We start from the raw sequence: 19,392 nt of genomic DNA on the forward strand, positions 1-19,392 counted from the left end.
CGGCGGCCGCTGTCATTGCAGGCGGGCCTTTTCCTCGCCCAGCGTCTTGCGCAGGGTGGTGGTGCCGAGCCAGGCGTTGCCGCGAGCCACGGTGTTGCGCCGCTCGGGCACATAGCCGCGATGCTGGAAGAAGCCGAGGGCGGTGTCGCTGGCATCCACGCTCAGCGCCGTGGTGCCGCGCGCCCGCGCGAGGGTCTCGGCGGCATCGCACAAGGCCTTCCCGACACCGCTACCGGCCGCCTCGGGATGCACATAGAGCATCTCGATATGGGCATTGTCCTTCACCGCCACGAACCCCACCACCGTGCCGGCCCGCACCGCCACCAGGGTGAGCAGCGCGCCCAGGCGCTCACCGAACGCGACCTCGTCCTCGGCGGCGGCGGCCCAGGCCTCCTGCTGGTCGAGGTCGTAATCCTCGCCGGTGAGCTCCAGGATGGCGGCGGTGAACAGCGCCGCCAGCACCGGCGTATCCGCCGGCAGGAACGGGCGCAGGGCGAGACGGAGAGTGCTCATCGCGCCACCTCCCAGGTCGTGGTGCCGTCCTTGTTGTCCATCAGCACGATGCCCTGCGCCGCCAGTTCCTCGCGGATCTGGTCGGCGCGCTTGAAGTCCTTGGCCTTGCGGGCGGCCAGCCGCTCGGCGATGAGGCCGGCGATGACCCCTTCGTCGAGGGAGATGGACGCCTTCGCCCGCGCCCGCCACCCGCTTTCGGTATCGGTGAGCAGGCCCATGAGGTTGGCCGCCGCCTTGAAGCGCCGCCGCAGCGCCGAGGAGGTCTCCTCATGCTCGGCCACATCGGCCAGGTGATGCAGATGGGCGATGGCGGAAGGGGTGTTCAGATCGTCCGCCAGGCGTTCGGCGATCTCGTGCTCGAACGGATTGCCCTCGCCGTCCTCGGCCTCCACCTCGCCGATCACCTTGTACCATTTGTCCAGGGTCTTGGCGGCGAAGCCCAGGCCCTGGCGGGTCCAGTTGATGGGCTGGCGATAATGGGTGGACAGCATGGTGAGGCGCAGCACCTCGCCCGGCCACTCCTCCAGCAATTCGCGGATGGTGACGAAGTTGCCGAGCGACTTCGACATCTTCTCGCCTTCCAGCATCAGGAAGCCGTTGTGCAGCCACATCTGGGCCATGACGCCGGTGTGGAAGGCGCAACGGGATTGGGCGATCTCGTTCTCGTGGTGGGGGAAGATGAGATCGATGCCGCCGCCATGGATGTCGAAGGTCTCGCCCAGGTGCCGCCAGCTCATGGCCGAGCATTCGATATGCCAGCCCGGCCGGCCGGGGGTCTTGATGCCGCACGGGGAATCCCAGCCCGGCACGCCGGCGTCGGAGGGCTTCCACAGCACGAAGTCCATGGCGTCACGCTTGTAGGGGGCCACATCCACCCGCGCGCCGGCGATCATCTCGTCCAGCGGGCGGCGGGACAAGGCACCGTAATCGGGCATGGAGGGCACGTTGAACAGCACGTGCTCCTCGGCCACATAGGCATGGCCGGCCGCCACCAGTCGCTCGATGAGCGCACGCATCTCGGCGATATGCTCGGTGGCGCGGGGCTCCACCGTGGGCGGCAGGCAGCCGAGCGCCGCCGTATCCTCACGGAACCAGCGATAGGTTTCCTCAGTCAATTCGCGGATGGAGATGCCGCGATCGGCGGCGCGGGCGTTGATCTTGTCATCCACGTCGGTGATGTTGCGCACGTATTTCACGTGGTCCGCGCCATAGAGCCGGCGCAGCAGCCGGAACAGCACGTCGAACACGATCACCGGCCGCGCATTGCCGATATGGGCATGGTCATAGACCGTGGGCCCGCACACATACATGCGCACGTTGGTGGGATCGAGCGGACGCAAGCCGTCCTTCGACCGGGTCAGGGTGTTGTGAAGCCGCAGCTCCATGGATGCTCCCCTCGTCGCTCCGCGTTCCGCGACATCGCGCAACGGACACACGCCTGCCAAACGGGCATGCGCGCACAGCCGGTCCACCGGCCGGGGCGTCCAGGTCCTTAAACGGGCTTAAGGGTGCAGCAAGGGACGGCCGCGGCCAGCTTCTCGGGCTAACCGCAAATAATCGGCAGACGAATGCCGAAGATGGAAAAAAGGCCGTTCATGGCGCGGGACAATGGTGCCCACGCGTGCATCCGTCAAGGATTTCCATCAAGGATTTTCGCAGTCCGCGCGCATCTCACCGGTTCTGGCGGGGCAAGCCGCCCCGCGGACGGCGCGATGCTGCATTGCAGCAGCCGCCTTGACCCGGTGCGGGAGGCGCAGCTATGCCACCGCCCCCTGCCGGCCGGGCGGTCCTGCCGCCAACGGCCCGGCGATCAGCTCACCACGGGCCCCTATCGGGCGGACTCTTCTGATGCACACCAATCGAACACCCTCGGCCCGCCTCCTGTCGCTTCTCGTTCTCCCGGCGTTCCTTGTGCTGGCCGCGCCGCTGGCACATGCCGATACCCGGGTGTTCGTCATCGACAATTCCGACGGCTATGGGGTGGATGGCTGCCTGTCGTCCGGCGCGCCCTGCGGCGAGCGGATCGCCAGCGCCTGGTGCCGCTCCCACGATTATGCCCGGGCAGTGGAGTTCGGCCGGGTGGAAGACGGCCCGCTGCGCCGCGCCTCCGCCGATGCGACCGCGGAAGGGATCTGCCCCGGCCCGCTCTGCGCCAGCGCCGTGGCCATCACCTGCACGCGCTGACGACGGGTGGCCCCGCCGCCACTCAACGCACGAAGTCAGAGCAGCGCGGCACCTCGCCATTGGCGCCCCACGGCATGATGGGCACGGTGGAGGTGGAATTCTTCGGGCTGCCGTCGATCAGCTTGTCGGAATAGACCAGATAGACCAGCACGTTGCGCTTGGTATCGCAGCCGCGCACGATCTGCATCTTCTTGAAGAAGAAGGACCGCCCCTCGCGGAACACCACGTCGCCCTGGTCGAACTTGCCCTTGAACGAGATGGGCCCCACCTGGCGGCAGGCCAGGGAGATGTCGGAGACCTCCTCGGCCACCCCCAGCATGCCGGACATGCCGCCCTTCTCCGGCGTGGTGTAGTGGCAGGCCACCCCCTCCACCAGCGGGTCGTCGATGCCATAGACGGCCAGCTTGTCGTCGGGCGTCAGGAACTTCCACACGGTGGACTTCTTGAAGATGAGGTTCGGCTCCTGGGCCGCCGCGCCACCAGCGGAAGCCCCGAGCGCCGCGGCCAGACCCGCCGCCACCACCACGGCACGCATTAAAGTCACAATCGCCATCATAAGGACCCCTCGGGGAACGCGACCCCTCTCATATGGGGGTCGAAACCGTCAACGGAAGCCGCTCGACGATTGACGCGGCCGCCTGCGCGTGACACCACCCCTGCGCCGTGCCTCGCGCAGGCCGTCGAAGAGCCCACGCCCAGGCCGCCCAAGCGGCGCATCGGACAACCGGACCGACGCCCAAGGCGATCCGGGCCCAAGGAGGATTGGAATGGACATCAAGCGCCGCACCTTCATTGGCGCATCGGCCACCGCTCTCGCTGGCAGCGCTGTGGCGAGCCCGGCGCTCGCCCAGAGCCAGCCCGAGATCAAATGGCGCCTGACCTCGTCCTTCCCCCGTTCCCTGGACACCATCTACGGCACCGCCGAGATGCTCTCGCGTTATGTGGCCGAGGCCACTGACGGCAAGTTCCAGATCCAGACCTTCCCCGCCGGCGAGATCGTGCCCGGCCTCCAGGCGCTGGATGCCGCCTCCACCGGCTCGGTGGAGTGCGCCCAGACCGCCACCTATTTCTACACCGGCAAGGACACGGCCCTCGCCTTCGGCACCGGCATCCCGTTCGGTTTCAACTCGCGCCAGCAGCATTCCTGGTGGCACTTCGGCGGCGGATCCGAATTCACCAACGAGATCCTGGCCAAATACAATGTCACCGCCTTCGCCGCCGGCAATTCCGGCTGCCAGATGGGTGGCTTCTTCCGCAAGGAACTGAAGGGCGTCGAGGACCTGAAGGGCTTGAAGTTCCGCATTGGTGGGCTGGGCGGCCAGGTGCTGGCCAAGCTCGGCGTGGTGCCGCAGCAGATCGCCCCCTCCGACGTCTACCCCGCTTTGGAGCGCGGCTCCATCGACGCCACCGAGTTCGTCGGCCCCTATGACGACGAGAAGCTCGGCCTGGTGAAGGTGGCGAAATATTACTACTACCCCGGCTGGTGGGAAGGCGGGGCCATGCTCCACCTGGTGGTGAACAACGAGCAGTGGAATGCGCTGCCCAAGCATTACCAGGGCATCCTCAAGATCGCCTGCGAGGCCGCCAACAACTGGATGCTGGGCAAATACGACTGGGTGAACCCGCCGGCGCTGCGTCGCCTGGTGCAGCAGGGGGCCGAGCTGAAGCCGTTCCCCCCGTCCATCATGGAAGCGGGCTACAAGGCGGCCCAGGAACTCTATGCGGAGCTCGCCGCCGCCAACCCCATGTTCAAGCGCGGCCTCGACTCCATGAACGCCATCCGCACCGAGCAGCTGGTATGGTGGCAGATCGCCGAATACGCCTTCGACGGCTTCAACATCCGCAATCGCGGCAAAAGCTGACGCGCGCGGAGCCGCGGCCGGTTCTGGCGCGGACCGGCATCACGGGTGCGTGAGCCGGCCGCGGCAGCATCAGGCCCTGAGCCCACCGCCGCGCGGATGGGGCGGTTGAGGCGGGCGGGCGAGGTGGATTTCCACAGTTTGGTCACCATTTCGGTGGCCCGCCGGTTTATAGACGAGGCAGGCGGCGTCTCCCGGATCAGGAGCGCCATTCGCATTCCAGCGCGCACCGCGCGGCGGCATCGACGGATCTGAGAAGACTTCAGGATGGGATTTTCGCGACGCTTCGGCACCCTCGCTCGCGGGCTGCTCGCCGCCCTGGCCATTCCGGCCGCCGTCTCCGCCACCGCGACCCACGCCTGGGCCCAGCAGGGGGGCAGCTGCGCGCAGCTGGAAGCCTCGCTGGCCTCCCTTGATCGCGGCAACGATTCCTGGGCCGCCCGGCAGCGCCAGGCGGCCAAGCTGCGCGGAGATCTGGAGCGCCTGTCGGCGCAGGCCCGCGGCATGGGCTGCGACGCGCCCCGCGGCTTCCTGATCTTCCAGGGCCCGCCGCGCCCGCCCCAGTGCGACCAGATCGACGACCAGATTTCCCGGCTGCGCTCGTCCGTCGCCGGCCTCGAGCGGGGCGGTGGCGACCAGGCCGGCCAGCGGCGGGCGCTCATCCTGGCCCTGGCGCAGAACAATTGCGGCGCGCAATACACGGCCGCCGTGCGCGGCAGTGGCGGCGGCGCCCAGCCCCAGCGCCCGCGCAACTTCCTGGAAGCCATCTTCGGCGCCCCCGTGCAGAGCGATTCCGAGGACAGTTCTCCCGATGTGGACCTGAGCGCCGTGGCGCCGGCCGCCCCGTCCAGCTATTCGCGCACCGTCTGCGTGCGCACCTGCGACGGCTATTTCTTCCCGCTTTCGCGCTCCTCCAACGCCAGCCGGTTTGCGTCGGAAGACATGCAGTGCAAGCGCCTGTGCCCCAATGCGGATACCCAGCTGTTCACCTTCTCCGGTGAGGACATCCGCAGCGCCGTGAGCATCTCCGGTCAGTCCTACATGTCGCTGCCCAACGCCCTGCGCTATCGCAAGGAAGTGGTGCCTTCCTGCTCGTGCCGCGCGCCCGGCCAGTCCTGGTCACAGGCCCTTGCCGGCATCGAGGACGCCACCACCCTGCAGAAGGGCGACATTCTGGTGACCGAGGAGCAGGCGCGCGAGATGTCGCAGCCCAAGCCCGTGGACGCTGCCCCCGGCGCCAAGGGCAAGACCGCGGCGGCCCAGGCCCCCGCGGTGACCGATGCGCCCCAGGGCAGCCCCACCGCCACCGCCTCCGCCCCGTTGGCACCGGCCTCGGAACAGCCCGGCCAGCGGCCGGTGAAGATCATCCCCCTGCCCCGCTCCCGCAACGCCCAGCCCGCCGCCGACGCGCAATAGGCCGCCCCCGGAGGGACGACCCCGCGGCAGGGCCGCCGCTGCTTAGCCGGCCTTGCCGGCGAGCCGGGCGGCGACGCGCTCCCGACCCAGCAGCGGCAGCAGGCTGGCCAGCTCCGGCCCGGTCTCGCGCCCGGTCAAGGCCAGCCGCAGCGGATGGAACAGGGCGCGGCCACCGCGACCACATTCCGCCTTCACCTGCTTGATCCAGACCCCGTAGGTGGTGGAATCCCACGGCGCCGGCGGCAGCAGCGCGGCGGCGGCGGCCAGAAAATCGCGATCCTCGTCGCTCACCTGTCCCGCCATGGGGCTGGCGCAGATGGCCCACCACTCGGCCGCATCGGCGAAGGTGGCGAGATTGCCGCGCACCGCCAGCCAGAAGCTCTCGCCCCCGCCGATGCCCGCCTGCGCCAGCCGCGCCTCCACCGCCGCGAAAGGCAGGCCATGCAGGGTGCGGGCGGTGAGGCCGTGCAGCTCATCGGGATCGAACCGCGCGGGCGCGCGGGAGATATGGGACAGATCCACCAGCGCCGCCAAGGCCGCGAGGCTGGGCACCGGCTGGAGCGCCGCAGAGGTGCCCACCAGCACCGCCGCCGCAGCCACCGCCAAGGGTTCCTCGCCCGCCTCCCGCAGCGCCTGCAGCGAGAGATGGCCGAGCCGTTTGGACAGGCCCTCGCCGCTGGGCAAGGTCAGCAGATTGTGGTGGGCGAAGGCGGGCGGCGTGCCGCCGAGCGCGTCCATGATCTCGATCTGCACGGCGGTGTTGGTGACATGGTCCTCGCCGCGCACCACCTGCGTCACGCCCATCAGCAGGTCATCCACCACCGAGGGGAGCGTGTAGAGAAAGGAGCCGTCGGCGCGCACCAGGACCGGATCGGACAGGCTCTGCGTGTCCACATGCTGGGGGCCGCGCACCCCGTCGTTCCAGGTCACCGTGCGGTGGGCGAGGCGGAACCGCCAATGGGGGCGGCGCCCCTGGGCCTCCAGCTCCGCCCGCGCCGCGTCGGTGAGGGCGAGGGCCGCGCGATCATAGACCGGCGGCAGCCCCCGCGCCCGCTGCAGGCGCCGCTTCAGCTCCAGCTCGTCTTCCGTCTCATAGGCCGGATAGAGGCGCCCCGCCGCCTTCAGCCGCGCCGCCGCCGCCTCGTAGTGGGGCAGGCGATCCGACTGGCGAAAAGAGTGGTCGGGCGGAATACCGAGCCACGCGAGATCCTCGACGATGGCCTGCGCGAACGCGGGGCGGGAGCGTGCGGTATCGGTATCGTCCAGGCGGAGAATGAAGGTGCCGCCATCGCGCCGCGCCAGCAGGGCATTGAGCAGCGCCGTGCGGGCGTTGCCCACATGCAGCAGGCCGGTGGGCGAGGGCGCGAAACGCAGCACCGCGCGCCCCTCGGACGAGGCAGCGGGTGTTAGGGAGGTGGGGAGATCGGACGCTGTGGACATGGGCCAAGGCCATAAACCGGTCTCGGGCCCGCGTCGATGGCGCAGTTGGGCTTGCGCGCACCTGTGAGGAAGCCGGGCGGCGCACCGCCCGGCTTCAAGGGTTTCAGCGCTGAGGCGGGCAGTTGGGGCCCTGGCACTGCGGCCGGTTGCCCTGTTGACCCTGCTGCTGCCGCTGCTGCGGCATCTGCTGCTGGATCTTCTGGATCTGCTTCGCCCGTTCCTGCTGGGCCCGCTGCATCTGCTGCGCCCGCTGTTGTTGCTGCTGCTGTTGCATCTGCTGCTGGCGCTGCAGTTGTTGCGCCTTCTCCTGCTGGGCCCGCTGCATCTGCTGAGCCCGCTGCTGTTGCTGCTGCTGTTGCATCTGCTGCTGGCGCTGCATTTGTTGCGCCTTCTCCTGCTGAGCCCGCTGCATCTGCTGGGCCCGCTGCTGTTGCTGCTGCAACTGCATCTGCTGCTGACGCTGCATCTGCTGCTGCTGTGGGGTCAGCGCCGGACGCTGGCCGCCGGGAGCTCCAGGAGCAGCGGCACCACCCGGACGGCCGGGACCACCGGGCGCCCCGGGCGTCACTCCGGGCGTGCCGGGGCCGCCGGGACGGCCGGGACCACCGGGAGCCCCGGGCGTCACTCCAGGCGCGCCGGGACCACCCGGACGGCCGGGACCACCGGGCGCCCCGGGCGTCACTCCGGGCGCGCCGGGACCACCCGGACGGCCGGGACCACCGGGCGCCCCGGGCGTCACTCCGGGCGCGCCGGGGCCACCCGGACGGCCGGGACCACCGGGCGCCCCGGGCGTCACTCCGGGCGTGCCGGGACCACCCGGACGGCCGGGACCGCCGGGCGCCCCGGGCGTCACTCCGGGCGCGCCGGGACCACCCGGACGGCCGGGACCACCGGGCGCCCCGGGCGTCACTCCGGGCGTGCCGGGACCACCCGGACGGCCGGGACCACCGGGCGCCCCGGGCATCACACCGGGAGCGCCGGGACCGCCAGGACGGCCGGGACCACCGGGCGCCCCGGGCATGACTCCAGGCGCGCCGGGACCGCCCGGACGACCGGGACCGCCCGGGCCGCCAGCCCAGCCGGGACCGGGGGCCGGCTGGGCCGGCGGCGAGGGACGATGCCAAGCGCCGGGCGGCGGCGGTGGGGCCATATTCGGCGGCGGCGCGTAATTGTTGCGCCACCAGCCCGGCTGACGTGGACCGGGCGGCGGCGGGCGCCAGCCCGGGCGCGGCGGCGGCGCATAGCGTTCCCACCGGTAGCGGTCGGCATACCAGGGCTGGTTCACATACCAGGGCCGATTGACGTAATTCCGATTCCAATAGTCCGCGGCCGCGAAGGCGACGATGGGAATGCCGATGGCGGCGAGGCCGATGTCGGGCACCACCTCCACCCGGCGCTGCGCCACGGGAACACCCGCGGCGGCCGGCAGCTCATAGCCGAGATATTCGCTGTAGACCCAGCCGCGATAGCCGTTCCAGTCCACGTCGCACCACGATTCGTCCTGCAGACAGCCCTCGATCTGCAGCGGCGATCCATCGGGAATCACCCCAAGGGAGGGGAACTCGGTATCCGGCCCGGTGCGGATATTCACATTCGCCGTGGAGAAACCCGGCGCCGCGGCCTGAGCCACCCCGCCGATGCCCGCCACGGCCAAGCCGGCAAACATGCCGGCAAGTCTCAGCATCCTCATGGAGTACTCCCTGTGCGGCTCACGCGAGCCGATTCTGCAATTTAGCCCGCGCGCCATGGCGTTTCATGTGCGAAGGCGGGGCCATTCCCAAGCGAGAGCACGGCGCTTTTGCGTCAGGAGATGGTGAACGGGATGATATCCCGCACATTTTCGTCGATCCGGATATCCCGGTCGAGGGGTGGAAACGCCCTCAGATCGCAATCCCGCCGCGGACAGATGCGGCAGGACACCCCCAGCCGGCCCACGGGAGCGGTCTTCAGGTCCAGCCCGTCCGCATAGACCATGTCATGGGCGAAGGAGACCTCGCAACCGAGCCCGAACGCGAACGCCCGCACCGGCGCGCCATGGCGCAGGGGCGGCGCCGTGACCGCCCGCGCCAGGCAGATATAGCGCACCCCATCGGGCATCTCCCCCAGTTGCACCAGGGTGCGGCCGGGCAGCTCGAACGCCTCATGCACATTCCAGACGGCGCAGGCGCCGCCGTGACGGGCGAACTGGAAACGGGTGGCGGAATGGCGCTTGGTGATGTTGCCGGCGCGATCCACCTTGGCGAAATAGAAGGGCACGCCCTTGGCGCCGGGCCGCTGCAGGGTGGAGAGGCGATGGCACACCTGCTCCAGGCTCGCGCCGGTTTCCAGCACCAGCCGGTCGAGATCGTGCCGCAGGGTGCGCGCGCGCTCCAGGAAGCGACGATAGGGCAGCATGGCGGCGCCGGCGAAATAGTTGAACAGGGCCAGCCGGCAGATGTCGGCGGCGGTCTGGCTGCGGAAGCTGGCGGAGGCCACCGTTTCGTGCACCAGGTCCACATGCTCCAGTTGGGCGATGGTGGCGGCCATGCGGAAGGCCCGGGTGGAGCTGGGGAGCACCCCGGACAACGTGAGCCGGCGCATGCGCAGATCCAGCTGGGCGAGCGGCGCCGCCGGATCGGCCGGGCCGATCTCCACCGCCACCCCATGGCGGTCCGCCAGGTGATGGGCGAAAGCGGCGGCGGGGTCCGCCCCATCCAGCACGCCGAGCGCCAGCGCCGTGGCCTCCGCCGCCCGATCCAGCCCGTCGACATAATTGTCGATGTAATGGAAGAAGTCGCGCACCTCCTCATAGGGGATGAGCTTGGCCTCGTCCGCCCGGGGCGGCACCCCGGCGGTGAGCATGTCATCGAGGGAGGCGCGCCATTCCGCCGTGCGCCGCAGCGCCACATGCATGCGCAGGAAGGCATGGGCGAAGGCCGGCGAGAGATTGGCCACCGCCTTCACATCCTGCAGCCCGAGGTCGAGATCGCCAAACAGCGGATCGGCCGCCACCTCGCGCAGGTCCGCCACCAGCCGGTCGAGGTCCTCGGCGCCGAACGAGGTGATGTCCACCGCGAAGGTGCGGGAAATGGCGATCAGGATCGAGGCGGTCAGCGGCCGCTGGTTGCTCTCGATCTGGTTCACATAAGAGGGCGAGACGCCGAGCCGCTGCGCCAGCTCGCTCTGCTTGAGGCCGAGCTTTTCCCGCAGGCGGCGCACCGCGTGGCCCGCATAGACCTTCTGCCGCACCGCACACCTCCGCCCGAGAGCCACCAGTACCAATTTGTAAAATTTTCACAAATTACAACACAAAACTTTTACACTTTCAAATGCCCTGCAACTCCTGCTAGCGAGCGCCGAGGCCGCATGCCGGTCAGGGCGGGAGAAGAGCGCGACGGGCGAAATGCCTCTCGCGCTTTTCTTCGCCCTCCGCGCGGTTAAACTCGCATTACAACCACCCGCAAGAGGGGCGCGTCCCATGAAGGAAATCCTCGAAGAGCTGGAAAGCCGGCGCGAAATCGCCCGCCTCGGCGGCGGCGAGCGCCGCATCAAGGCTCAGCACGCCCGCGGCAAGCTCACCGCCCGCGAGCGCATCGAGCTGCTGCTGGATCGCGGCACGTTCGAGGAATACGACACCTTCGTGCAGCACCGCTGCGTCGATTTCGGCATGGAGGATCAGAAGATCCCCGGCGACGGCGTGGTGACCGGCTGGGGCACCGTGAACGGCCGCAAGGTCTTCGTGTTCGCCAAGGACTTCACGGTGTTCGGCGGCTCCCTTTCCGAGGAGCATGCCCGCAAGATCACCAAGATCCAGGACATGGCGCTGAAGACCCGCGCCCCCATCATCGGCCTGTTCGATGCCGGCGGCGCTCGCATCCAGGAAGGCGTGGCGGCGCTGGGCGGCTATGGCGAAGTGTTCAAGCGCAACGTCCAGGCCTCGGGCGTCATCCCGCAGATCTCGCTCATCATGGGCCCCTGCGCCGGCGGCGACGTCTATTCGCCGGCCATGACCGACTTCATCTTCATGGTGCGCGACACGAGCTATATGTTCGTGACCGGCCCGGACGTGGTGAAGACGGTGACCAACGAGACCGTCACCTCGGAAGAGCTGGGCGGCGCCAAGGTGCACACCTCCAAGTCCTCGGTGGCCGACGGCTCGTTCGAGAACGATGTGGAGATGCTGCTGGAGTGCCGGCGGCTGATCGATTTCCTGCCCTCCAACAACCAGGAAGGCGTGCCGCAGTGGCCCTCGTTCGACGAGCCCGGCCGCTATGACGAGAGCCTCGACACCCTGGTGCCGGACAACCCGAACAAGCCCTATGACATCAAGGAACTGATCCTCAAGGTGGTGGACGAGGGCGACTTCTTCGAGATCCAGGCCGCCTACGCCAAGAATATCGTCACCGGCTTCGGCCGCATCGAGGGCCGCACGGTGGGCTTCGTCGCCAACCAGCCCATGGTGCTGGCCGGCGTGCTGGACAGCGACGCCTCTCGCAAGGCGGCCCGCTTCGTGCGCTTCTGCGACGCGTTCGAGATCCCGATCGTCACCTTCGTGGACGTGCCCGGCTTCCTGCCCGGCACCGCGCAGGAATACGGCGGCCTCATCAAGCACGGCGCCAAGCTCCTGTTCGCTTATTCCCAGGCCACCGTGCCGCTGGTCACCGTCATCACCCGCAAGGCCTTCGGCGGCGCTTACGACGTGATGGCCTCCAAGCATGTGGGCGCCGACGTGAACTATGCCTGGCCCACCGCCCAGATCGCGGTGATGGGCGCCAAGGGCGCGGTGGAAATCATCTTCCGGGCCGACATGGACGATCCGGAAAAGATCGCCGCCCAGACCAAGAATTACGAGCAGCGGTTCCTCTCGCCCTTCGTGGCGGCGGAACGGGGCTTCGTGGATGAGGTGATCATGCCCCATTCCACCCGCCGGCGCCTCGCCCGTGCGCTCGCCATGCTGCGCACCAAGAAGCTGGAGCAGCCCCACCGCAAGCACGACAACGTGCCGCTGTGACACGCGGCGCTCCCCAATTGGGGAGCGTGCCCCCTCCCAACCCTCTCCCGCACGCGGGAAAGGGCCTTTCTTCAGGCGCCGCACCGCTCCCTCTCCCGCTTGCGGGAGAAGGTTGGGGTGGGGGCAGCCGGAGAATGGGAGGGACCCTTGGTTTCCTAAGATATTCGGCGCCTTGAGCGCAGGAGACACTTCAATGTTCTCGAAAATCCTGATCGCGAACCGGGGCGAGATCGCCTGCCGCGTCATCAAGACGGCGCGCAAGATGGGCATCAAGACCGTGGCCGTCTATTCCGAGGCGGACAAGGACGCCCTGCATGTGGAGATGGCCGACGAGGCCGTGTTCATCGGCCCACCGCCCGCCGCCCAGTCCTACCTCATCGCCGAGAAGATCGTGGAGGCCTGCAAGCTCACCGGCGCCGAGGCAGTGCATCCCGGCTACGGCTTCCTCTCCGAGCGCGCCTCCTTCCCGCAGATGCTGGCCGAGCACGGCATCGTCTTCATCGGCCCCAATCCCCACGCCATTGAGGCGATGGGCGACAAGATCGAATCCAAGAAGGCGGCGGCCGCGGCCAAGGTCTCCACCGTGCCGGGCTATCTCGGCGAGATCGCAACCGGCGAGGAAGCCGCGAGGATCGCCGACGAGATCGGCTATCCGGTGATGATCAAGGCCTCCGCCGGCGGCGGCGGCAAGGGCATGCGCATCGCCCACTCCCGCGACGAGGTGCAGGACGGCTTCGACCGCGCCCGCTCCGAGGCCAAGTCCTCGTTCGGTGACGACCGCGTGTTCGTGGAAAAGTTCATCGTCGATCCGCGCCACATCGAAATCCAGGTGCTGGGCGACAAGCACGGCAACGTGATCTATCTGGGCGAGCGCGAATGCTCCATCCAGCGCCGCAACCAGAAGGTGGTGGAGGAAGCCCCCTCGCCGCTGCTCGATGAGGCCACCCGCAAGAAGATGGGCGAGCAGGCCGTCGCCCTCGCCAAGGCGGTGGGCTACGACAGCGCCGGCACCGTGGAATTCGTCGCCGGCCAGGACAAGAGCTTCTACTTCCTGGAAATGAACACCCGCCTGCAGGTGGAGCATCCGGTCACCGAGCTCATCACCGGCATCGACCTCGTGGAGCAGATGATCCGCGTGGCCGCTGGCGAGCCCCTCACCGTCACCCAGGACGACGTGAAGCTCACCGGCTGGGCGGTGGAAAGCCGCATCTATGCGGAAGATCCCTACCGCAACTTCCTGCCCTCCACCGGCCGCCTGGTGCGCTATCGCCCGCCGCAGGAAGGCAAGGACGGCCCCATCACCGTGCGCAACGACACCGGCGTCTATGAGGGTGGCGAAATCTCCATCTTCTACGATCCCATGATCGCCAAGCTGGTGACCCACGCCCCCACCCGGGCCATGGCCATCGAGGCCCAGGCGGATGCGCTCGACGCCTTCGCCATCGACGGCATCGGCCACAACATTCCCTTCCTCTCGGCGCTGATGGCCCATCCGCGCTGGCAGGACGGCCGCCTCTCCACCGGATTCATCGCCGAGGAATATCCGGACGGCTTCTTCCCCCGCGCGCCGGAAGGCGAGCTGGTGCACTACCTCTCCGCCGTGGCGGCGGTGGTGGACCACATCCAGAATACCCGCAAGCGTCAGATCTCCGGCCAGACCTCCGGCGTGCCGGTGGCCTTCGCCAAGCGGCGCATCGTCAACCTCTCCGCCGGTGAGGACACCATCGCCACCCCCTGCGAGGTGGAAGCGGTGGACGGCGGCTACAAGGTCCAGATCTTCGACACGGACGGCAACCCCGGCCACGCCCACCTGCTGCGCTCCAGCTGGAAGCCGGGCGAGCCGGTGTGGACCGGCACCATCGATGCCGACCAGGTGGCCATGCAGGTGCGCCCCATCACCAATGGCTATGCCCTCGCCCATCGCGGCATCGCCACCAAGGCGCGGGTCTATACGGAGCTGTCCGCCGGCCTCGCCGCCCTGATGCCGAAGAAGGAGAATGCCGGCGGCGGCAAGGAACTGCTCTGCCCCATGCCGGGCCTGGTGGTCTCCATCGCCGTCACCCCCGGCCAGGAGGTGAAGAACGGCGAGATCCTCGCCATCGTCGAGGCGATGAAGATGGAGAACGTGCTGCGCGCGGAACGCGACGGCATCATCAAGGCGGTCCACGCCAAGCCGGGCGACAGCCTGGCGGTGGATGCGGTGATCCTCGAGTTCGCGTGATCCGCGCCATGGATCCGGCTCTCCCCCATCCCGCCCCTTCCGCACCTGCGGGGGCGGGCCTTGCCCGCCACCAGGCGGCCGCCTTTCCCTGCGCGCAGGAAAGGGTGGGGACGGGGGCGGCCGACCAATGGCCGGCAACGGGGGCGCACGGGATCGTGCCCCCCGCACCACAAGCGCCAGCATCCTACGGAATCGCTCGACCGGAGACGGCGCCGCACCGGGCCACGCCGCCCAGCGCTGCCTTCGCGCCTCGTCCCCATCCCACCGTCATGCTCCGGCTTGACCGGAGCATCCACGGCGCAACGCCCGGTGCCGAGCGCCACATGGGCCCTCCGGTCAAGCCGGAGGGCGACGGCGGTTGGGACGCCGGCGACGACGGTTGGGTCGCGAGTGACGGCGGTTGGAAGAGGATCTCCCGCGACCTGCCGTCAGTGCCACAGCAGGAGACGCCGTCCGGGACCACACCGCCCAGCGCCGCCCACACACCTCTCCCCCACCCCACCGTCATGCTCCGGCTCGACCGGAGCATCCATCGCGCAACGCCCGGTGCCAAACGCCACATGGGCCCTCCGGTCAAGCCGGAGGGCGACGGCGGTTGGAACGCCGGGGAGTGGGACGACAGCGACGGCACCGACCCGATCGCGCCGCGAGGCGTCGCGCTGGACGAGCGCGCACTCACGCCTCTCCCCCGCACCACCGTCATGCTCCGGCTCGACCGGAGCATCCATGGCGCAACGCCCGGTGCCGAGCGCCACATGGGCCCTCCGGTCAAGCCGGAGGGCGACGGCGGTTGGGACGCCGGGGGGTGGGACGACGGCGACGACACCGACCCGATCGCGCCGCGAGGCGTCGCGCTGGACGAGCGCGCGCTCACACCGCTACCCCGCACCACCGTCATGCTCCGGCTTGACCGGAGCATCCACGGCGCAACGCCCGGTGCCGAGCGCCACATGGGCCCTCCGGTCAAGCCGGAGGGCGACGGGGGGTGGGACGACGGTGAGGAAAGTGGGGCCGCCAATAATGGCGGTTGGGTCGCGGGCGCGGGGCCCTGCGGGAGCGAGGTGAGCGGCGGAGGTATTTCGGATATGAGAAGGGCTCCCCCCTGCGCCGCTTTTCCGGCAGCGACCATCGGAGCCTTCTGAATGCGCCTGCTCTCCCACCTTCTGAAGCGCTTCGTCGAGAAGGGCCAGCTCACGGTTCTCACCGCCGATGGGGCCCGCCACGTGTTCGGCACCGGCGTCAACGGCCCGTCGGTCACCGTGCGCATGCACGACAAGAAGCTGGAGCAGGAGCTGTTCTTCAATCCCGAGCTGGTGGCGGCGGAAGCCTATATGGACGGCCGCCTCAGCTTCGAGGATGGGGCTGGCGCGTTCGAACTGCTCTCCTTGTTCTCCATCAACCGCAAGGGCCTCGGCAGCCACCCGGTGCAGCAGGCGCTGCGCCAGGCGTGGCGCTCGGTGCGGCGGTTCCAGCAGGCCAACCCCATCGGCAAGGCCAAGGAGAACGTCTCGTCCCATTACGACCATCCGGCCGCTTTCTACCGGCTGTGGCTGGACGAGACCATGACCTACAGCTGCGCCTATTTCCGCGAGCCGCATGAGCCGCTGGCCGATGCCCAGCGCAACAAGTTCCGCCACATCGCCGCCAAGCTGAAGATCACCCCCGGCATGCGGGTGGCCGAGATCGGCTCCGGCTGGGGCGCGCTCGCCATCTATATGGCCAAGGAATGCGGCGCCAAGGTCACCGCCATCAACGTCTCGCCCGAGCAGCTGGCCGAGAGCCGGCGACTGGCGGAGGCGGCGGGAGTGGCCGACAGCATCGATTTCCGCGAGGTGGATTACCGCCAGCTGAAGGGCAAGTTCGACCGCGTCGTCTCCATCGGCATGATGGAGCATGTGGGCGTCGCCCATTTCGACGATTATTTCACCACCGTCCGCAACCTTCTGGACGAAGGCGGCTTCGCTTTGGTGCATGCCATCGGCCGCATGTCGCCGCCCGGCACCACCGCCCCCTTCATCCGCAAATACATCTTCCCCGGCGGCTATGTGCCGGCCCTGTCGGAAGTGTTCGCCTCAACCGAGCGCAGCCACCTTTGGGTGGACGATTGCGAGGTGCTGCGGCTGCATTATTACTGGACCATCCGCGCCTGGCGGCAGAACTTCATGGCCAAGCGCGCCGAGGTGGATGCCATGATGGGCGAGCGCTTCGGCCGCATGTGGGAATTCTACCTCGCCGCGGTGGAGCTCGGCTTCCTGCACGGCTCCAACATGGTGTTCCAGTTGCTGCTGTCCGAAAAGCGCGACGACGTGCCGGTGCTGCGCGACTACATGATCGACGACGAGCGCGCCCTCGCCGCGCGGGAGGCCCGCTGATGCGCCGTGCCCCACTCCTTCCCTTCACCGCCGCAGCCCGCCCCGCCCTTGCGCGGTGCGCGGGCGCTGTCGGCGTCCATCCTTTCGTCCCGGAGGCTTAGCCATGACCACCCTGCCCTTCGCCACCGACCTGCCCCACGTGACCCGTGAGGATTGGCTGAAGCTGGTGGAAGGCGTGCTCAAGGGCACGCCCTATGACAAGAAGATGGTGACCCGCACCTATGACGGGCTCGCCCTCGACGCGCTGCCCGAGCGCAAGCCCGCGGCCCCCATCGTCGCCGGCCGGCCCGCCGGAGCGCCCTGGACCATCTCCATGCGGGTGGACCAGCCGGACCTTACCGCCGCCAATGCCCAGGCCCTGGAAGATCTGGACGGCGGCGCCTCCGGCCTGTCGCTGGTGTTCGCCAGCTCGCCCTTGGCCTATGGCTTCGGCCTGCCCAACGGCGCCGATCTCGATGTGGTGCTGAAGGGCGTGATGCTCGATCTCATCGAGACCCGCTTCGAGCTGGGCGGCTTCGTCGGCCCGGCCAGTGCCCTCGCCTTCGCCGATCTGGTGGAGAAGCGCGGGCTCGATCCCAAGACCGTGCAGGCCTCCTTCGGCCTGAACCCACTCGGCAGCTATGCCGCCATGGGCGGCCTGCCGGTGAACCCGCCCATGACCTGGGCGGATCTGGCGCGGCGCTTCTGCGACACCTCCGCCACCCTGGCCGCCAAGGGCTTCACCGGCCCCATCTGCCGGGCCGAAGGCGCGGTGTTCCACGAGGCCGGCGCCTCCGATGCGCAGGAGCTGGCGGCGGTGCTCGCCGCAGCGGTGCGCTACCTGAAAATGTATGCGGAAGATGGCGTGGCGCTCGAAGAGGCGGCGCGGCGCATCGAAGTCTCGCTGGTGGCGGATGTGAACCAGACCGCGACCATCGCCAAATTCCGCGCCATCCGCCTGCTGTGGGGCGCGGTGCTGCGCGAGTGCGGGCTCGCGGCCACGCCGCTGAAGGTGCACGCCACCACCGCCTGGCGCTCCATGACCCGGCGCGATCCTTATGTGAACCTGCTGCGCAGCACGGTGGCCGCCTTCGCCGCCGGCGTGGGCGGGGCCGACAGCGTCACCGTGCTGCCCTTCACCCAGGCGCTGGGCCTGCCCGATGCCTTCGCCCGCCGCCTTGCCCGCAACACCCAGGTGATGCTGATCGAGGAATCCAACGTGCACCGGGTGGCCGATCCCGCCGCCGGCGCCGGCGCGGTGGAAGCCTATACGGACGGCCTCGCCGCCGCCGCCTGGGACCTGTTCCGCACCATCGAGCAGCGCGGTGGCATTCTGCCGGTGCTGGAAGAGCGCTGGCTGCAGGCGGAGATCGCCGAGGTGAAGGCCGCCCGCGACAAGGATGTGGCCACCCGCAAGGCGCCCATCACCGGCACCTCTGAATTCCCCATCCTGGTGCAGGAGATGCCCGAGGTGCTGGCGCCGCTCAGCGCCTACGCCGCGACCGCCGGTGATGGCGCGCTGACGCCTTACCGCATCGCCGAGCCGTTCGAGGCCCTGCGCGACAAGGCCGAGACCGGCGCGCCTAAGGTGTTCCTGGCGGTGCTGGGCCCGGTGGCGGCCTTCACCGCCCGCGCCACCTTCGCCAAGAATTTCTTCGAGGCCGGCGGCATTGCCGCGGCGGTGCCCGACGGCTTCGCCGATCTCGAGGCGCTGGTCGCCGCCTTCAAGGCCTCCGGCACGCCCTTCGCCTGCCTCACCTCCTCCGACGAGGTTTATGGCACCGAGGCGGCTGCGGCCGTGAAGGCACTCAAAGCCGCTGGCGCGAGCGCCGTGTGGCTGGCCGGCAAGCCGGCGGCCATCGAGGCGGAGCTGAAGGCGGCCGGGGTCGACGGCTTCATCTTCATGGGCTGCAACCTGCTCGACACCCTGGCGGCCGCGCAGAGCGCCGCCGGGCTCGCCTGAGCGGCAGCGGAAGGAGCTCGGCATGGCGCGCTCGCCCCTCCTCCCCACGCCCCTGCGCGCGGTGGCTGCCGGAGCCATCGCCGCGGACAGGGCCCCTTCTGCCACTTCCGACTTCAAGCCGGAGGGGAAGGGTGGCAAAGTGACCTCTGCGGGTTCTCCAGCGGTGAGAGCAACCACAGGCACCCGCGCCGGCGCGGTGAGCCACATGCCGGTCGTCCTCGGCCACCTGCGCGGCATCGCGAAGGGGCAGGTGGAGCGGCAGATGGAAGGGTTTGCCGGAGGGGGCTGGAGGAAGACGGACACCGCTTCCGGCCACTGGACCGCGCCGAAGCCGCGTGGCTCCGGGTCCCGGTTCGCGCAGCGCGCCTGATGGCGCCCGCGACCAAACACGAGATCGCAGCCCGGCCCGGGACGCCACCCGGACCGGCCAGGGGCGACACGCCCGAGCCGACGCA

The 19,392-nt window shown here is 69.2% G+C and carries 15 protein-coding genes; 9 read left to right on the forward strand and 6 right to left on the reverse strand.

The window, feature by feature from the left end:
- Positions 1 to 12: 12 nt before the first annotated feature.
- Positions 13 to 513 carry a GNAT family N-acetyltransferase gene (locus ACU4E7_RS00620; RefSeq protein ID WP_238120860.1) on the reverse strand — a complete coding sequence of 167 codons (501 nt, stop codon included), beginning with the start codon at positions 511 to 513 and terminating at the stop codon, positions 13 to 15.
- Positions 510 to 1,898 (reverse strand): cysteine--tRNA ligase, encoded by a 1,389-nt coding sequence (cysS, locus tag ACU4E7_RS00625; RefSeq protein ID WP_447020255.1) that lies wholly within the window; start codon positions 1,896 to 1,898, stop codon positions 510 to 512. The genes ACU4E7_RS00620 and cysS overlap by 4 nt, the downstream gene beginning before the upstream one ends.
- 463 nt (positions 1,899 to 2,361) lie before the next feature.
- On the opposite strand from cysS, the gene ACU4E7_RS00630 reads away from it, so the two are divergent.
- Complete coding sequence (locus ACU4E7_RS00630) at positions 2,362 to 2,697, forward strand: hypothetical protein (RefSeq protein ID WP_238120858.1); 336 nt, start codon at positions 2,362 to 2,364, stop codon at positions 2,695 to 2,697.
- A 22-nt stretch (positions 2,698 to 2,719) separates the two neighbouring features.
- On the opposite strand, the gene ACU4E7_RS00635 is transcribed toward ACU4E7_RS00630, so the two are convergent.
- Positions 2,720 to 3,253, reverse strand: a complete 534-nt coding sequence (locus tag ACU4E7_RS00635) for a CreA family protein (RefSeq protein WP_238120857.1) — start codon at positions 3,251 to 3,253, stop codon at positions 2,720 to 2,722.
- A 217-nt stretch (positions 3,254 to 3,470) separates the two neighbouring features.
- Here ACU4E7_RS00635 and ACU4E7_RS00640 point away from each other — a divergent pair, with 217 nt between their 5' ends.
- Together ACU4E7_RS00640 and ACU4E7_RS00645 are read left to right on the forward strand one after the other, a co-directional pair.
- Positions 3,471 to 4,559: a TRAP transporter substrate-binding protein gene (locus ACU4E7_RS00640; protein ID WP_238120916.1), complete on the forward strand. Its 1,089-nt coding sequence runs from the start codon at positions 3,471 to 3,473 to the stop codon at positions 4,557 to 4,559.
- Between the two features lie 264 nt (positions 4,560 to 4,823).
- Complete coding sequence (locus ACU4E7_RS00645) at positions 4,824 to 5,972, forward strand: DUF2865 domain-containing protein (RefSeq protein ID WP_447020256.1); 1,149 nt, start codon at positions 4,824 to 4,826, stop codon at positions 5,970 to 5,972.
- A gap of 42 nt (positions 5,973 to 6,014) precedes the next feature.
- Here the strand turns inward: ACU4E7_RS00645 and ACU4E7_RS00650 are convergent, their stop codons facing one another.
- From ACU4E7_RS00650 to ACU4E7_RS00660, 3 genes are all read right to left on the reverse strand, one after another.
- Entirely contained in the window at positions 6,015 to 7,412 is a 1,398-nt protein-coding gene (locus ACU4E7_RS00650; RefSeq protein WP_447020257.1) for a glutamate--tRNA ligase, read from the reverse strand.
- 103 nt (positions 7,413 to 7,515) lie between these two features.
- Positions 7,516 to 9,102: an SH3 domain-containing protein gene (locus tag ACU4E7_RS00655; protein ID WP_447020258.1), complete on the reverse strand. Its 1,587-nt coding sequence runs from the start codon at positions 9,100 to 9,102 to the stop codon at positions 7,516 to 7,518.
- A 113-nt stretch (positions 9,103 to 9,215) separates the two neighbouring features.
- The gene (locus ACU4E7_RS00660; RefSeq protein WP_447020259.1) at positions 9,216 to 10,640 is read right to left on the reverse strand and encodes a short-chain fatty acyl-CoA regulator family protein; all 1,425 of its coding nucleotides are present in this window, start codon (positions 10,638 to 10,640) and stop codon (positions 9,216 to 9,218) included.
- Between the two features lie 229 nt (positions 10,641 to 10,869).
- Here ACU4E7_RS00660 and ACU4E7_RS00665 point away from each other — a divergent pair, with 229 nt between their 5' ends.
- The 6 genes from ACU4E7_RS00665 (at position 10,870) to ACU4E7_RS00690 (ending at position 19,307) form a co-directional block, all read left to right on the forward strand.
- Positions 10,870 to 12,402, forward strand: a complete 1,533-nt coding sequence (locus ACU4E7_RS00665; RefSeq protein WP_238120852.1) for an acyl-CoA carboxylase subunit beta — start codon at positions 10,870 to 10,872, stop codon at positions 12,400 to 12,402.
- A 193-nt stretch (positions 12,403 to 12,595) separates the two neighbouring features.
- Positions 12,596 to 14,623 (forward strand): acetyl-CoA carboxylase biotin carboxylase subunit, encoded by a 2,028-nt coding sequence (locus ACU4E7_RS00670; RefSeq protein ID WP_238120851.1) that lies wholly within the window; start codon positions 12,596 to 12,598, stop codon positions 14,621 to 14,623.
- A gap of 323 nt (positions 14,624 to 14,946) precedes the next feature.
- Positions 14,947 to 15,765 (forward strand): hypothetical protein, encoded by an 819-nt coding sequence (locus ACU4E7_RS00675; protein ID WP_447020260.1) that lies wholly within the window; start codon positions 14,947 to 14,949, stop codon positions 15,763 to 15,765.
- On the forward strand, positions 15,766 to 16,995 hold the full coding sequence (locus ACU4E7_RS00680) for a class I SAM-dependent methyltransferase (protein ID WP_447020261.1): 1,230 nt from the start codon (positions 15,766 to 15,768) through the stop codon (positions 16,993 to 16,995).
- Between the two features lie 103 nt (positions 16,996 to 17,098).
- Positions 17,099 to 18,937: a methylmalonyl-CoA mutase family protein gene (locus ACU4E7_RS00685; protein ID WP_447020262.1), complete on the forward strand. Its 1,839-nt coding sequence runs from the start codon at positions 17,099 to 17,101 to the stop codon at positions 18,935 to 18,937.
- 205 nt (positions 18,938 to 19,142) lie between these two features.
- Positions 19,143 to 19,307 (forward strand): hypothetical protein, encoded by a 165-nt coding sequence (locus ACU4E7_RS00690; protein WP_447020263.1) that lies wholly within the window; start codon positions 19,143 to 19,145, stop codon positions 19,305 to 19,307.
- Positions 19,308 to 19,392: the final 85 nt, after the last annotated feature.

The organism is Xanthobacter sp. ZOL 2024 (genome assembly GCF_052932325.1).

What these genes read in the sequence shown, in the direction of transcription:
- ACU4E7_RS00620 (WP_238120860.1), bottom strand. Translation starts at nt 513, where the DNA reads ATGAGCACTCTCCGTCTCGCCCTGCGCCCGTTCCTGCCGGCGGATACG.
- cysS (WP_447020255.1), bottom strand. Translation starts at nt 1,898, where the DNA reads ATGGAGCTGCGGCTTCACAACACCCTGACCCGGTCGAAGGACGGCTTG.
- ACU4E7_RS00630 (WP_238120858.1), top strand. Translation starts at nt 2,362, where the DNA reads ATGCACACCAATCGAACACCCTCGGCCCGCCTCCTGTCGCTTCTCGTT.
- ACU4E7_RS00635 (WP_238120857.1), bottom strand. Translation starts at nt 3,253, where the DNA reads ATGATGGCGATTGTGACTTTAATGCGTGCCGTGGTGGTGGCGGCGGGT.
- ACU4E7_RS00645 (WP_447020256.1), top strand. Translation starts at nt 4,824, where the DNA reads ATGGGATTTTCGCGACGCTTCGGCACCCTCGCTCGCGGGCTGCTCGCC.
- ACU4E7_RS00650 (WP_447020257.1), bottom strand. Translation starts at nt 7,412, where the DNA reads ATGTCCACAGCGTCCGATCTCCCCACCTCCCTAACACCCGCTGCCTCG.
- ACU4E7_RS00655 (WP_447020258.1), bottom strand. Translation starts at nt 9,102, where the DNA reads ATGAGGATGCTGAGACTTGCCGGCATGTTTGCCGGCTTGGCCGTGGCG.
- ACU4E7_RS00665 (WP_238120852.1), top strand. Translation starts at nt 10,870, where the DNA reads ATGAAGGAAATCCTCGAAGAGCTGGAAAGCCGGCGCGAAATCGCCCGC.
- ACU4E7_RS00670 (WP_238120851.1), top strand. Translation starts at nt 12,596, where the DNA reads ATGTTCTCGAAAATCCTGATCGCGAACCGGGGCGAGATCGCCTGCCGC.
- ACU4E7_RS00675 (WP_447020260.1), top strand. Translation starts at nt 14,947, where the DNA reads ATGGGCCCTCCGGTCAAGCCGGAGGGCGACGGCGGTTGGGACGCCGGC.
- ACU4E7_RS00680 (WP_447020261.1), top strand. Translation starts at nt 15,766, where the DNA reads ATGCGCCTGCTCTCCCACCTTCTGAAGCGCTTCGTCGAGAAGGGCCAG.
- ACU4E7_RS00685 (WP_447020262.1), top strand. Translation starts at nt 17,099, where the DNA reads ATGACCACCCTGCCCTTCGCCACCGACCTGCCCCACGTGACCCGTGAG.
- ACU4E7_RS00690 (WP_447020263.1), top strand. Translation starts at nt 19,143, where the DNA reads ATGCCGGTCGTCCTCGGCCACCTGCGCGGCATCGCGAAGGGGCAGGTG.